Below are 14,915 nucleotides of genomic sequence, written 5' to 3' on the forward strand. Positions count from 1 at the left end.
TCAAATTCCCTCCAGCCAGTACCGACTCCATCACGCGCAACGTAGATTCAGGCAGGAAGACAGCCGAGCGGGGATATGGTCGAAGAGCTATGTGAGGGCGGGGAGCAATGGTCAGGGCTTGGACAGTCCGTGGGGGCCAGTACGGAGAGCGCGAAGAGCAGGCGATTGACGAAGGCGTGGTGATCGCCGGCTGGGAGGAAGTCGGCGATCTGAGCGGCTGCGCGTCGATCGCCGATGTGGGGGATGTACTGGCGCGGGCCTATCCCGATGAGCCGCCCGGCAGGGTGGACAACTGGAAGCATCAGCTGTGGCGCTTCATCACGATGGAGACCGGAGATCTGGTCGTGATGCCCCGCAAGTTCCTCGGAGTCGTCGCCATCGGTCGGCTGACTGGCGGATACGAATACCGGAGCGAGGCCGCCCCCGGCTTTCGGCACACTCGCAAGGTGGAGTGGGTGCGCACCCAGGTGGAGCGTGCCGCGATCGGTGGCGACCTCCGCGACAGCATCGGCGCATTCCTGACCGTGAGCGAGCTGCGCCGCCGTGACGCAGCACACCGTGTCGAGACACTGGCGCAGACCGGTGTCGACCCGGGCTACAAGGGCGCCGTGGAGCCGCCTGCGGACCCCGAGGCGTTGGAGCAGGATGTGCGCGACGAGGGCACCCGGCAACTGACCGCCCGGGACCTGATCGGCCTGTGGGGCTGGCAGAGGCGCACCGGTGATGTCATCGACCTCGTCGACCGGGAGCTCACTGCTCAAGGTCTGCAGGTGGCCCCGCACTTCACGGAGGTCCAGCTCGACGGCCTGGTCACGGTCTCCGCAGAGGAGACCACCCTGGCGGGGGAGGCGACTCAGGAAGCTCCGGGGACGGACCTTGGCCACACGCCTACAAGGGTCGCGGGCGAGGATCTGAGTCGCCACTGGCGCATCGGCAGCCTCCCCTTCGCCCGCGACGTGGTCACGGTCGGCTTCGACGAACCGCTCAACCGCGCCATCACACGCATGGTCCAGGGTGACTTCTCCCAGCTTCCGGTGGTGAACCCGAACAACGTGCTGCGCGGGGTAGTCACTTGGGAGAGCATCGCGCGAGCCCAGTTGGGGCATCGCGGCGCCACCATAGCCGCAGCTTTGGATCCTCATCCGCTTACCTCCCAGGAGCAGGAAGAGCTGTTCGTCCGCATCGACGACATCCAGCGTCACGGATTCCTCATCGTCACCGACGGCGACAATCTCGTGCTCGGTATCCTCACCGCGTCTGACTTGGCCGATCAGCTCAAGCTCCGGGTGGAACCGTTCATCCTTCTCGGCGAGGTCGAACGTCGGCTGCGTCGCCTTACCGATCGATTGCCCCAGGACGAGCTGCCCGTCGGCTCAGGCGTTCGCAAGGCGCGCGCCGCAGGCAAGTACCTCACCCTCGGCCAGTACCCAGAAGTCCTCAAGGACGACGCCTGCTGGGCGAGGCTGGCGTGGCCGTATGAGCAGGACGATCTCGTCCGCCGTGTCACCGCCGTCAAGGACTACCGGAACGAACTCGCTCACTGGGACATGGACGCCCCAGAGACGAAGACCGAGGCTCTGACGGAGACCAAGCAGTTGCTGAGTCTGCTGAAGCTCATCGACCACGACCCGCGGCCGTAAGCGGCTGAATCATCCTGGTCGGGACCTGTCAGGCTTCCGGCTCAGGCTTGTCGAGGCCGAGCTGAATCACCGCGAGCGCTTCGGCGATCTCGACCGCCAACTCGTCGTCCGGACCGCTGATCAGAACGACATCCTGATAGAGCGGTTCCAATACCTCCTTGGCCTCTGCCGTCCGCCCTTGAGCGAGCAGCAACATGCCGATGTTGTGCCGCAGTTCCAGTGCTTCTTCGCTCGCGTCGCTGTCAGCGGTGCGTACGACGTCCAGCACTTCCCTCAGCTGCGCCAGCGCGTCGGTAACCATGCCGAGCTCGGCGCGGCACCGTGCGGCTTGGGCACGGCAGGCACGGGCCTGCTCGCTGGTCGGCCCTGCAATGCGGGCATACGCGTCAGCGAGCGTGTCGAACTCGGGACGCGCGGCGCGGTAGTCACCGCCGAGAAGACGCACGGCGGCACGTTGCCTGCGCAGTGCCAGTACGGCCTTGTTCTCAGGGCCGAGCGCGCGGGCCGCCGGTTCGATGACCTCCCCGAGCACCTCGACTGCCTGCGCGAACCGGTCTTCGCGGATGAGGTGGTCAGCCTGGTCACGGGCTGCCCTGATGTCCTCGCGCAACTGAGCCGGCACCGGCATGGGCTGCAGCACGGCAGGGTTTGGCCGGTCGGCAGCGCGTGCCTGTTCACGAGCCCGGGGTGCATACGGCTTACGGTAGAGCGCGGTCGGGTCAGGCACTCCTGTAGGGCCCTGGCTGCCGTTGACGGCCGTTGCCTCACCGGGCAGCGGCAGAAACGGAAGCAGCCTTTCGTACACCTCTTGCGTGTCGGACGGCCGTTCCTCGGGGTCCTTGCCCAGCAGGCGCAGGACCAGTTCCTCCAGTGGCTGCGGCACCTCGGGACGCAGCTGTCTCAAGGGCATGGGCTCTTCACTTACATGCTGGTACATGAGACCGAACTCATCACCAGCGGTAAACAACAGGCGACCGCTGAGGAGTTCGTGCAGCACGCAGCCGAGCGCATAGAGGTCCGTCCGCGGCGTGATGGTGCCGCCCCGCACTTGCTCAGGAGCCATGTACTGATACGTACCGATCGGTGTCCCGGTGGCAGTCAGCTTGGTGACATCCGTGCGGAGGATGGCAGCGATGCCGAAGTCCAAGACCTTCACTGTGCCGTCGCGGGCAACGAGGATGTTGGACGGCTTCAAATCTCGATGAATTACCGGGACTTGGTGGGCATGCGACAGCACGGTCGCAACCTGTGCGGCAACTGCTGCCGCCCAGCCGATCGGCATCGGCTGGGCCGAGTTGACGTAGTGGGTCAGCGAGACGCCGTCGACGAGTTCCATCACCAGGAACAGCCGCTCCAGCGAGGCGTCAAGCACCGCGTCATACACCTGAGGTACGCCGGGGTGCTGAATGCGCGCGGTGATTCGAGCCTCACGCTGGAAGCGCTTGGCGAATTCCTCGGCAAGGTGCGGGGCTGCAGCCAATGACGCTTGCCGGAGCAGCTTTACGGCGACCGGGCGGTCAAGGACTGTGTCGTAGCCGCGCCACACGTCGCCCATGCCGCCGTGGTCAAGCTCCTCAAGGAGTTCATAGCGGTCGGAGATGGGCTCGGACGGCACGGTGCTCTCGCTTCCTGCGGTGATCGGCGAGTCGTGGTATTCGCGGTGTGACGGTACGTGTCCAGTGTGACGAATGGGGTGATCACTCGTCCAGGCCCGGATCAGCCAGGATCACGAAGGTGATGCCGAAACCAGGCTCTGGCATCGCCACCGTGAGAGGTGACAGACCAGGGCATCAGAACCCGTCGTCGACCCCTTCCTCCCGCCGAATCATCCGCCAGGCTGCCTTGCGTGCGCTGCGGTCGAGGCTCGACTTGAAGCCCTTGTCGCCACCGAAGTACTGACGGCCGAGGCCGGCAATGGTGTCGATATGGTCGGCCATCTTGTCCTCGAAGACGTCATCGAAGACCAGGCCGAAGTTATCTACGTCGTTGTTGGCCACGGCGGCGGCCCGCACCTTCGGGTCGGCCTTGGCCTCTTCGAAGGGGCGCAGGACGTCCTGCTCGGTGAACTCGGTGCCGAACTTCTCGTTGAACTTCTCGATCAGCTCTGACAACAGCGACTTCTCGACCTCCATGGCACCGCCGGCCCCGTCACCGAATCCCTTCAAGTCGGCCGCCCCCTCGGGGCTGAGGGAGACGTCGTACTCGCCCGTCTTCTCCACGCGCATGTGGCTGAGGTCAACTTCACCTATGTCCACGCCTCCGTCGGCGCGCCGCGGCAGCCGGTTGAGCAGATGACGGCCGTACAGATGCAGCCGCTCCAACTCGGCATCCTGGTACGGCACGATCTGCGCGAGGAACCCGTACTTGCGTACGTAGTCGTTGAGGTTGGCGCGGAAGTCCTCGGCGGTCTCGACCTCCTCGTCGTCCTCGCTCTCCATCAAGGCGGTGAACCGCTCGACGGCCGAGGACAGCAGCCGGTACAGCTCGGCGTGCAGCTTTTCCCACTTGGCCTGCGAGCCGCCCGCCTTCTGTTTCGCCTCAAAGTATGCAGCGGCGAACTCGTCCATCTCTTGCTCGGCGAGAACCGGCGCGGACATGACGCGACCCTGCGCGGTGTAGAGCACGTTCGGGTCGGAGGGGAGGGTGTTCGCCTCCTCGAAGTACGGGCGGAAGGCGTCCTGGATGTCCTCGGCCTCGTTCACGAAGTCCAGGACAGCGAGATCGGACTGCGCCTTGCGCTCGGCGGTCCGGTTCAGCCGGGACAGCGTCTGCACGGCGGCGATGCCAGTCAGTGTCTTGTTGACGTACATCGTCGTGAGGAGCGGCTGGTCGAACCCGGTCTGGTACTTCTCCGCAACGACCAGGATCTTGCACTCGGGTTTGCCCCGACCACCCGCCTTCACAGCCTTGTCGTCGGCGCGCGTGTACGCGAACGCCTCAGGCAGCGCGCTCTCGGCGAGCCCTCCATTCTCCTTGCTCTCAGTGGTCTCCTCACCGTCGACGGTGAGCGAGCCGGAGAAGGCGACAAGAACTCCGAGGTCCGGGTGCTTGGTGTCGTACTCCCGGTCCTTGATGTAGCTCTTGATGGCACGCGCCATCTGCACGGCGGACTGCCGTGACGCAGTGACCACCATCGACTTCGCGCGCCCGCCCAGCCGGCCGCGGGTGTGCGTGACGAAGTGCTCCACGATCACCTGAGCATGCTGCGCGACGGTCGAGTCGTGGGTGAGCGCGTACCGGGCGAGCAGGCCATTGGCCTTGGAGGGGTCGACCTCCTTCTCGTCCGGGTTCTGGTTCACCAGCTTCCAGTACGTGTTGTACGTGACGTAGTTGCGCAGCGGGTCGAGGATGAAGCCTTCCTCGATGGCCTGCCGCATCGAGTAGGTGTGGAAGGGGCGGTACTTGGCCTCACCGGCAACGGTGTCGAGCGTGCCGAAGAGTTCGAGAGTCTTGGCCTTGGGGGTCGCAGTGAAGGCGAAGTAGGAGAGGTTCGCGGCCTGCGCCCGTTCCTGCGCCTTCTCCTTGAGCTGGTCGGTGAGCTTGACAGTCGTCGCACCCGCGTCCTCGGAGTCTGAGTCCAGACCGAGGTCGCGCAGGGCGGCCTTGACGGCGGTGGCGGCGTCTCCGGACTGCGAGGAGTGCGCCTCGTCGACGACGATCGCGAACCGACTCCCCGCGATCTCGGTCGGGTTGCGCTTGATGTAGTCGAGCAGCGCCGGGAACGAGTGCAGGGTTACGGTGACGATCTTCCCGGTGTCCCGGGACAGTGCGCGGGCAAGCTGCTCACCCTTCGCCCCGTTCTTCTCATCGATCTTCACGACGAGCCCGGTGGTACGCGAGAAACTGCCGACGGTCTCGCGAAGCTGAGCATCGAGGTTGCGTCGGTCGGTGATGACGATGACCTTGTCGAAGACCGGCTCGCCGGGTGCGATGCGCCCCGCGGTCACGGCGTCCTGGTCGAGGGTGCGCGGGTCGGTGCCAGCGTGCAGATCTGAGAGCCGGTGGGCGAGCCAGCCGATGGTGTTGGACTTGCCGGACCCGGCGGACGCCATGATCAGGTAGTTCTGACCGGAGCCGTGGTGGGCGGCGTGCGCGGTCAGCTTCTTCACCACGTCCCACTGGTGGAAGCGGGGGAAGATCGTGGTCCGGCCGACGCCCTTCTTCGGCTTCTGCTGGTGCACGAAGCGTTCGAGAAGGTCGAGCCAGTTCTCCCGTTCCCAGACCTGCTCCCAAAGGTAAGAGGTGGCGTACTTACCAAAAGCGGCCGGGGCGGGGTTTCCAGCGCCACCGAGCCGACCAGGGCCTTCGGAGCCGGTGTTGAAGGGCAGGAAGCGGGTGCTCTTGCCCTTGAGCTGGGTCGCGACGAACACGAGGTCCGGGTCGACAGCGAAGTTCGCGACGACCCGCTTTGCAAAGATCAGCTCGGTCGAGTCACGGTCACTGCGGTACTGCTCCTTGGCGTGCTCGACGCCCTGTCCGGTGAGTGGGTTCTTCAACTCGGCCGTGGCGAGCGGGATTCCGTTGAGGAACAGGGTCAGGTCGAGGCGGTGTCCCCAGTCGGCCTGCTTGGTGGCGTACGGAAGTTCGCGGACGACGGTGAGGCGGTTGGCCCGGTACGGGGCGAGGATGGCGGGGTCCGCGACGAGGTTCGGCTTGAAGTAGGCGACGCGCAACTTCACGCCGCGGTCCTTCACGCCTTCGCGGAGGACGTGTAGCACGCCGTGCTCGGCGATGGCCTGGTCAAGGCGCTTGGCGAACCCGCGCTGGGCCTCGGCCTGACCGCCGTAGACGTTGGCGAGCTCGTACCACTCGTCGGGCTGGGTGCGTCCGATGAAGGTGAAGAGCTCGTTGGTGTCGAGACCGAGATCAGCCTGGTAGTCCTGGGGGTTGGCTTCGCGCCAGCCACGATCGAGGAGGGCGGCGACTATGGCGGAGCCGAAGGCTTTCTCGTTGTGCACGGGGGTCATGGGGTCGGGACTCCGTCCGTTACGTTGCGACCGCTGGCGGTGGCGACGTCGAATTGGCCGGTTACTGCAGCGGTGATGAGGGCTTGGCGACGTTCGGCTAGCAGAGCGATCTGGCGATCTGCAAGTCGCGACAATCGCATGCTCTGCTCTCGCCCGTTCTCAATCTCACCCACAAGGGCATCTTGCTGCGGGCGTGGCGGACAGTGGACTCGGAGTTTGAGTCCGTCACCCACACGCATGTGCTCATGGAGCGCCCCGGCACCTAGTAGCCGGAACTGTCGATCCATGTGCGACGCAAGGAAGTTGAAGAGGAGCAGTTCGGGCCTCATGTGACGCTCGTCCGCCCGATAGAGCATGATGCGCTGCCCGAGAAAGACAGGAGCCTCGGAAAGCAACATCCCTGCTTGTCCGAGCGGGGCCTCACGGGTGAGAAGAACATCTCCAGAGCGTGGCACACCTCTCCGGTTCCACTCGACGAACACTTCTCGTTCAACAGAAAAGCAATCCGTCAAGTCTACGCGGCCATCCCGGATATTCGACGTGCGGATCATCTTGAACTGGGTGGAGGCTTCGGACGTTCGCGCCGTCTTGTTCACACAGTCAACGATGGCACGGCACACTGACGAAACAGGGACCGTGGACTCATGCGGGAACCTGGAGAATGCCCGGTCGATCACCGCACGCGCACGAGCGACCGCAAGCTCACCCAGTCGGGCAAAACGTTGAGACAGTGCGTCAACTCGCTCAGTCTCGGCATCAAGGAAGTCTGCGATGCGACGCTGCTCCTCCAGAGAGGGAACAGGGAGCGGGATAGCGCCAAATTCATCCGGGTTGATCCTGGGCGTGCGAACATTCCCAAGATTAACTGACCCAATCCCACGTAGCCGCAGAACCACCTCCCCCGCAAACCAGGATGAGCGGAAGAGGTGGTGCAAGTATCTCCCATACACTAGCGGCCCCGGACGGAGAACCATGTAGTCTGGGCTCACTAGACCCGAAAATGAACTCTGCCCCATAGCACCCTGATAGGCAGACATTCTATTCACAACAATGTCGCCCGGTGCACACACTTTATAGTTGCCCAGATCTTCCGCTCTCGCCAATGCGTCAGTCAGGTTACTGCGCGGCACTACACCGTGATACCTGGAAACCGAAAGGAGTGGGAGGTCCTTAACGCCAGCCCGGACTTCCATCTCACGGAAAAGATACTTTCCCAAGACCTCCTTGGTCATTCCGTCACCTCCCCCAACAGCCCCTGAATCTCTGCCTCCAGCGCCTTCAGCTCAGCGTCGATCTCCGCCAACGGCCGCGGCGGCTCGTACACGTAGAAGTGCCGCGTGAACGGGATCTCGTAGCCGATCTTCGTCTTCGCGTGGTCGATCCACGCATCCGGCACATGCGGGTGCACCTCGCGCTTGAGGTACTCCTCCACATCCTCACCCAGCGGCACGTTCTCGTAGTCCCGCAGTTCCGGGTCCGGCTCCGACTCGCCCTTGACCTTCTGGACCTCACCCTCAGGGTCGCGGACCCCGACCACCTCACGCATCGCCTTCATGAACGGCGCGCCCCCCGGCCAAAGCAGTCCGGCCGCCACCACTGCGTCCTTGAGGGCGACGAACGCCTCCGTCTTCGTCTCCCACGTCGAGCCGAGCAGCGGGCGGAACGCCTCCACGAACTTCTCCGGCTGCGGGAGCTTCAACACCGGCTTCGCTGTCGCTAGCCCTGCCAGTGTTTCCCCCGTCACCGCGAAGCGAAGCTTCAACGGCCGCTCCACAGTGATCCGTTGGTAACCGAAGGCCGAGTTGTCGAAGATCTTCACCTTGCCGTGCAGCTCGTGCTCCGTGTCAGCCGCGACCTGCACCGCCTCTGCGTACAACCGAGTGATGTCGGCGATATGGTTGGGCTTGCCGTTCTTCCCGTCACCCAGCTCCTTGCGCTTGTCGCCCAGCGACTTGCGCATCTTGACCCACTGGTCACGGGCATCGAGGAGCACGACCTTGCCCTTGTGGTCGGGAGCCTTGCGGTTGGTCAGGATCCAGAAGTACGTGGAGATGCCGGTGTTGTAGAAGAGCTGGTCCGGCAGGGCAACGATCGCCTCCAGCCAGTCGTTCTCCAGGATCCAGCGGCGGATCTCCGACTCGCCCGAGCCGGCCGCTCCCGTGAACAGCGGGGAGCCATTGAAGACGATCGCGATGCGGGATCCTCCTCCCCCATCGACGTCTACCGGCTTCATCTTGGAGAGCATGTGCTGGAGGAAGAGGAGCGAGCCGTCGTTGATGCGAGGCAGGCCCGCACCGAAGCGGCCCGCGTCGCCCATCGACTTGTGCTCGTACTCGACCTCGTCCTTGACCTTCTTCCACTCCACGCCGAACGGAGGGTTGGCCAGGAGGTAGTCGAACTTCTTGCGTGCGTGGCCGTCGTCGGAGAAGGAATTGCCCGCGGCGATGTTCTCCGGGTCCTGGCCCTTGATGAGCATGTCGGAACGGCAGATCGCCCACGACTCCGGGTTGAGCTCCTGCCCGTACACCTCGACCGTCGCGTCCGGGTTGAGGTCGGTGATGTGATCCTCGGCCGCACTGAGCATGCCGCCCGTGCCGCAAGCCGGGTCCATGACGCTCCGCGCGACGCCGGGGATGCTCAGCGCGTCGGCGTCCGGGGCCACGAGGAGGTTGACCATCAGCTTGATGACCTCGCGCGGGGTGAAGTGCTCACCGGCGGTCTCGTTGGACTGCTCCGCGAAGCGACGGATCAATTCCTCGAAGATGTAGCCCATGTTGTGGTTGGGCACGTTCTCCGGGTGCAGGTCCAGGTCCGTGAACTTTCCGATGACCTGGTAGAGCAGGCCCGCCTCATCGAGCTTCTTGATCTGGCGACCGAACTCGTACTTCTCCAGGACTTCTCGCGCGTTGTCGGAGAAGGCGTTGACGTAGATCTGGAGGTTGGCCGCCGCCGTGTTCGCGTCGTTCGCGATCTTCTTCAGCGTGAGGGTGCTGGTGTTGTAAAAGGCATGGCCGGAGGCGCGACGCAGCAGCCGCTCCGGCTTCACCTCTTCGTCCGCGTACTTGGCGTACTCCTCGGCGAACTTTCCACGCGTCGGATCAAGGACACATTCGAGACGACGCAGCACCGTGAACGGCAGGATGACCTTGCCGTAGTCGGACTGCTTGTAGTCGCCGCGCAGGAGGTCGGCGACGGACCAGGCGTGGTTCGCCAGTTCCGTGTGCTTGTTGCTGTTCAACGGTTTCCCTTCGGGCCTGGTTCCCAGGGCGGGACAGGCGGGGCGAATGTGATCCGATGCGGTGGGGAGGCTCGATGCCTCCGAAAGGTGGTCAGGCGGGTGCTATGCCGTCACTGTCGTCCGGCGGTGGCAACAGTGTCCCGCTGGTCAGGCCATCCGCGAGCGTCTTTGGCATCACCGTGGCGAGTTCAGTCACTCGGCGCGCCACCTGCCGCACGGCATGCAGTTGGCGGAAGGCTTCGCCATATTTGCGCTGCTCCTCCAGAGGGAGCAGGGGCACGCGAAGCCGGGATGGATCGATGTGCAGCGAACTGGTCCCGACTGAAGCACTGTTGAGGTTGTCCTCGGCGGAGAGGAAACCGGCCAGGAACCAGGCATCGAGGCGTTTCGGGTCCGGGCGGATCAGGCGGACTCCGCGGCCGATGACCGCGCCGCTGTCCTGCTCGTCGGCGACACGGGCCTTCGTGCCGCTGTCGCTACGGATCTCGGCCAGCAGGACATCGCCTTCGGCGACGATAGCCGTCGGGTGTGGGACTGGCGTATCCGGATCATCGGCGGCCCGCTGTCCAGCGGCAAGGTCTCGCCCGCTGAGCACGGGCCGGTTCGCGAACTCGGCGGGGGGCGAAGGGTCCCGCTCTCGAGAAGAGGGCGGGCCAGCGCGGTGGATGGTGAGGGCCCCGCCGCGCGTGAGGTCGGCAAGGGTCGCCGTGCGCCACTGGCGAGCCTCAGCGCCAGCTGCGGGCCATTTCTCCGTCCGCGCTACAGCGGCCAACCCGTCGGCGGCATGCGCTAGCTCACTTCGGAGTCGGCTGGCTTGCTCAGCGACGGCAGCCGGGTCTGCCGCAGCCGCCATAGTACGGATGTTGCGGGCCGGGGTGATGTCGACCAGATCGTCCAGGAGGTCCACTACTGGGACGGCACGAGCCTGGCCCGGAACATCCTCGAAGCCGGACGGGTCAGAGACGTACGAGGTCCAGTAGCGCAGCACGTTCTCGCTCAGGGTGTCCCAAGCCGCGGCGGCCACACCTTCGCGGCCAGCCATTCTGGACCCCACCAACGTCCGTGCAGACCGGGGCACAGACTTTCCGTCCGGGTCGGTCAGGGCGGAGCCCTCCACGCACAGGACCAACTGATGCTCTGGGGCTGCCAGTTCAGGTCGCTGGAGAATCCACATATGCAGACCGATGTGGAGTGGCGGGGCGGTCCCCGTGGGTAGCGCGACGACCGCACGAAGGGCACCGGTCCGGATCAACTCGGCGCGGATACGGCGGCTCAGGGAGCGGGTGGCGGCGGCCGGCGGCAAGAGTACGACAGCGAATGCCCCGGGCGTGACGTGGGCCAGCGCGTGCTGAACCCATGCCAGTTCCGAGTCTCCGCGAGGCGGGACCCCGTAAGCCCATCGGGGGTCGTAGGCGAGCTCATCATGACCCCAGTCACGGTCACCATAAGGCGGGTTGCACAGCACGCCGTCCGCGATGAGGTCGGTGAAGGCGTCGGCGCGCAGGGAGTCTTCCGCGCGGATGTCAACCGTGGAATCGGGAGCTTCGAGGCCCAGGTGGATCAGGCTCCGCCGGGCCTGTACGGGTACGAGGTCCTGACCGTACAGGTGCTGCGCACCTTGCCGGGCTGCGGCGACGAGCAAAGCACCGCTGCCGCAGGCCGGGTCGAAGACACGTCCCGGATAAGGGGACTGCGGCGTGGCAGCACCCAGGAGCCGGGCCATGAGTAGGGCCAGCGGGCCGGGTGTGACGTACGCGCCGCTGGTCGCCTCGTCCTCCAACTCGCGCTCCGCCAGCACGTCCACAGCACCCTGCGTCTGACCGGCCTCGATGCAGCGGAGCACAACCCGGAGCAGCGACGCGTCCGACGCCGTGTAAGACACGTCGCCGAAACGGGCCCCTGGCGGCACGGATAGCTCATGGACGCTCTCTTGGGCCCGGAGCGCCACATCTTCGTCTGATAGCGCATCAGCCGCTTCGAAGAGGTCGGGGTGCCTACGCTCAGCGAGCACGAACGGGAGCAGGCGGGCCGCCACCGAACGATCGTGCGCACTCAGCCGCAACAACGTGCGCAGCTCCTCAAGGGGCGGGGTCTTCTCGCCGTGTCCGCGCCCTGCGAGCCAGACGCGCACCTCTGCGAGGTCGTACAGCGGACTGCTGTCCGTCCCCCCCGCGGGGGACGGAAAGTCCGCGTGTCGTCGACGCCAGTTGCTGACTGTCGCACGCGTCACCCCAGCAAGGCGGGAGATCTCCGCCGCGGTGACCTGAGCGGATACCTCAGGCGCGACGGAAGGCTCGGGTTGCTTCGGCATGACAAGGGTTCCTCGCTGTTCGACATGAGCGACAGGAAACAGGTTACACGTCACTGAACTTGCGTCAATCGTTTGACAGTGCTTTCAATTATATGCTGAACTCGAATCGTCGCCAGCCATAAACGTCTGGCATCAACATCAAGGGGAACTCGTGACCATCGCCATGCCCACCGCCGCCGTCGAAGGCATCCAGCTCACCGTGACCGCCTTCCGCCCGGACGCCGTCATCGGCACCATCGGTCTGCCCACGCTGCTCCAGCTCGTCCCGTCTCCGAAGGCAGAGGAGGACAAGCGGGCACTGAAGTACGCGTCCGGTTCGGTGCGCCGCCACGCCGAGGTGCGCGCCCTGGTGCAGCGCATGCTGAAGTCGACGCAGAAGGGGCGGAACGTCGCCGCGTACGCCTCCTACATCGCGGGCGGCGTCAGCGGCGGACATGGTGCCGCCTGGTCCACGCCGCCCATCACGCTCTGGCTGGACGGCCAGCCCGGCGCGGTCGGCGACGAACTCGTCCCGGGCAGCGGGATCTGCCGGATCGCGGTGCTGCCGGGCTCTCCCGTGGTGGCCATCGACGGGGAGACGCAGGTCACGGCCTGGCACGAGCTGTACGACGACCCGGAGCGGTTCGGCGTGACCTTCGAGCAGCTGAGCCAGGTCCGGGTGCCCTTCGAGCTCTACTTCGGACTCAGCGTCCAGGACGCCCGGCAGATCTTCTACGACCGCAACGTCGAGGGCGTACCCGTTGCCAAGAACCTCGCCATGTCCATGGACCAGCGCGACATCGGTACCCAGATCGCGCACCGCATCGCGGAGATCGTCAAGGTCGAGCACGACGGAAAGGTCGTACCGCTCACCAAGCTCGTGCAGAACCGCAAGCGGCAGTTGACCAAGGCCGACCCTGAGGTCGTCACGCTCTCCGCGCTCCGCGTCCTGGTCATCACCGCCCTGCACGGACGCGCGGGGCTGAACCTGTCCTCGTCGACGGTGCACGACGCCGACCTGCCGGACGGCGTCGATGCCGAACAGGTCGAACGGGAACTCGTGCCGCTGCTGTCGCACCTCATCTCCGGGCTCTACCCCCACTTCGCGGCGCGCGACGCCGTCAGCGCTCCCGCCGTCCTCGCCGGTATCGGTATCGCCGCCCACCAGGCGACGAGTTGGACGGCGACCGGCACGCGGCTGAGCCCGGACGAGCTGGTACGCCTTCTGGAGCCGGTGCGCTTCGAGCGCGAGGCCCGCTACTGGGACGGGGTGGCCGCCAGCGCCAATGCCTCCGGCACGCTCAACTTCGGCGGCGGCGCCAAGGACTCCGGCGGCCGGGTGGCCGACGCGATCCTGGGCCCGGACACGGACCACGGCCGCCGGATCCGGGGCTGGTGACAGAGAGGCGTACGCACTGGGCCGTAGCAGCTCCCGGCGCACCGCCATGGATCCTGATGCCCACATGGGCGGGGCGGCTCAGCCGACTCCGGGCCGCCCCGCCCACGCCCGTCCCATACGAGACCGGAGGACAGAGTGAACGCACTCGAAATGCGTGAAGTGGAAGACCTGCTCAGGGACCTCATCAGGTCCGCCGGACTCGACTGGCTGCTCGACGAGCTGGACGAGGCCATCGCCACGGGCGTCGCGGAGGAGAAGCTCCTTCAGCGCCGCCGCGGCGCGTCCACCGAGGAATACGAAGCACTTGCCGTCGACGACGTGGGCACGGACATCTTCCACAGGTCCCTCAAGCGGGGGGCGTCCGTCGTGGTCACCACCCGCCCCATGAACGCCCGCGAGCGTACGGAGTTGCATCTCGATGCCCTGCGCCGGCTGTTCCTGGAACTGCCCGAGATCGAAGCGGAAACCCTCAAGATCGTGAGCGCCGAGAGTGATCCGCACCGCGCACCTGTGCGCAGCGTTCGGTTCGTCCCCGACGAGGAACTCACCGGGCGCCGCGACCAGACCCATGACGTCGCCGCACGCCTTCCCGAAGACACCCGCGCACACCTCCAGAACCTGTTCCGTGAAGCTCGCGAGGAGATCAGCCGATGAGCGCCGTCAACACACTGCTCCACGAGATCCAGACCCTGCTCGCTGGCCCCGGAGTCTCTTACACCTCCGCATCTCAGCCCTGGGACGTCTACGAGGGCTACCTCTTCTCCCTGGCAACCTCCACCGCGAGCAATCTGGGAGCCTCCGTCCACTACAGGGACGTCGATGGGAACGTCGTTAACAATCTGGTGTTCCGCACCAGCCCCGGCCAGCTCTACAGCACCACACACCTGTACACCCACGCCGTGGTGGAATTCAACCGCGCCCCAGCACTGGAGGTACACCTCGGCGTTCAGGTCCAGGGGAACTCCGGCGTGCTGCACGAGTGCGACGTCCTGATCCTGCCCGCCGACGAGGCGGCGCTCTCACGGCAGATCCGGATGGCGCCGCGGGGCAACAAGTGCCTGCTGGCCATCGAGTGCAAGTACTACACCGCCAGCCGGGTCGGCATCGGCCACGCGCGCAATTTTGAAGGGCTGCACAGCGACCTGAGGACCGCCCGGAACCTGTTCGTCTCCAACACGGGAGCGTCGAGCGTGGTCAAGTACCTTTCCGCCCGCAAGCGCGGATACGAGAGGGAAGTCGTGCCGGCCAACGTCAACACCGTCGGCTACACGCGTGGCCAGATCCGCGAGGCGTTCAAGATCTACCTCGGCAAGACCGCTCCGTCCACGGTGATCTGATCCAGGCACACACGCTTGACTTGATGACACAATTATCATGTCAT

Annotated in this window: 9 protein-coding genes; 4 read left to right on the forward strand and 5 right to left on the reverse strand. The window is 65.5% G+C overall.

The genetic code is table 11. The features are described 5' to 3' along the window. The first annotated feature begins 176 nt into the window (after positions 1-176). Positions 177-1,640: a CBS domain-containing protein gene (locus CP970_RS15155; protein WP_055550255.1), complete on the forward strand. Its 1,464-nt coding sequence runs from the start codon at positions 177-179 to the stop codon at positions 1,638-1,640. 28 nt (positions 1,641-1,668) lie between these two features. Here the strand turns inward: CP970_RS15155 and CP970_RS15160 are convergent, their stop codons facing one another. The 5 genes from CP970_RS15160 to CP970_RS15180 all read right to left on the reverse strand — a co-directional run bounded on the left by CP970_RS15160 (position 1,669) and on the right by CP970_RS15180 (position 12,156). Next, on the reverse strand, positions 1,669-3,255 hold the full coding sequence (locus CP970_RS15160; protein ID WP_055550256.1) for a serine/threonine-protein kinase: 1,587 nt from the start codon (positions 3,253-3,255) through the stop codon (positions 1,669-1,671). Between the two features lie 175 nt (positions 3,256-3,430). Next, positions 3,431-6,607, reverse strand: a complete 3,177-nt coding sequence (locus CP970_RS15165) for a type I restriction endonuclease subunit R (protein WP_055550258.1) — start codon at positions 6,605-6,607, stop codon at positions 3,431-3,433. Further along, positions 6,604-7,203, reverse strand: coding sequence for a restriction endonuclease subunit S domain-containing protein (locus CP970_RS44935; protein ID WP_224059406.1), 600 nt, complete (start codon positions 7,201-7,203; stop codon positions 6,604-6,606). Before CP970_RS44935 ends, CP970_RS15165 begins: the two co-directional genes overlap by 4 nt. A 632-nt stretch (positions 7,204-7,835) precedes the next feature. Further along, positions 7,836-9,845, reverse strand: a complete 2,010-nt coding sequence (locus CP970_RS15175) for a type I restriction-modification system subunit M (protein WP_055550260.1) — start codon at positions 9,843-9,845, stop codon at positions 7,836-7,838. Positions 9,846-9,936: 91 nt separating this feature from the next. Continuing rightward, positions 9,937-12,156 carry an N-6 DNA methylase gene (locus CP970_RS15180; RefSeq protein WP_055550263.1) on the reverse strand — a complete coding sequence of 740 codons (2,220 nt, stop codon included), beginning with the start codon at positions 12,154-12,156 and terminating at the stop codon, positions 9,937-9,939. A gap of 151 nt (positions 12,157-12,307) precedes the next feature. On the opposite strand from CP970_RS15180, the gene CP970_RS15185 reads away from it, so the two are divergent. From CP970_RS15185 to CP970_RS15195, 3 genes are all read left to right on the forward strand, one after another. After that, positions 12,308-13,534, forward strand: a complete 1,227-nt coding sequence (locus CP970_RS15185) for a ParB N-terminal domain-containing protein (protein WP_191094919.1) — start codon at positions 12,308-12,310, stop codon at positions 13,532-13,534. A 150-nt stretch (positions 13,535-13,684) separates the two neighbouring features. Further along, positions 13,685-14,188, forward strand: coding sequence for a hypothetical protein (locus tag CP970_RS15190; RefSeq protein ID WP_055550265.1), 504 nt, complete (start codon positions 13,685-13,687; stop codon positions 14,186-14,188). Beyond that, positions 14,185-14,871, forward strand: a complete 687-nt coding sequence (locus CP970_RS15195; RefSeq protein ID WP_055550267.1) for a hypothetical protein — start codon at positions 14,185-14,187, stop codon at positions 14,869-14,871. The genes CP970_RS15190 and CP970_RS15195 overlap by 4 nt, the downstream gene beginning before the upstream one ends. The last annotated feature ends 44 nt before the right edge of the window (positions 14,872-14,915 follow it).

This window comes from Streptomyces kanamyceticus (assembly GCF_008704495.1).
GTDB classification, from domain to species: domain Bacteria; phylum Actinomycetota; class Actinomycetes; order Streptomycetales; family Streptomycetaceae; genus Streptomyces; species Streptomyces kanamyceticus.

Coding starts and splice junctions, on each gene's coding strand:
- CP970_RS15165 (WP_055550258.1), bottom strand. CDS start 6,607: ATGACCCCCGTGCACAACGAGAAAGCCTTCGGCTCCGCCATAGTCGCC.
- CP970_RS15180 (WP_055550263.1), bottom strand. CDS start 12,156: ATGCCGAAGCAACCCGAGCCTTCCGTCGCGCCTGAGGTATCCGCTCAG.
- CP970_RS15190 (WP_055550265.1), top strand. CDS start 13,685: ATGCGTGAAGTGGAAGACCTGCTCAGGGACCTCATCAGGTCCGCCGGA.
- CP970_RS15195 (WP_055550267.1), top strand. CDS start 14,185: ATGAGCGCCGTCAACACACTGCTCCACGAGATCCAGACCCTGCTCGCT.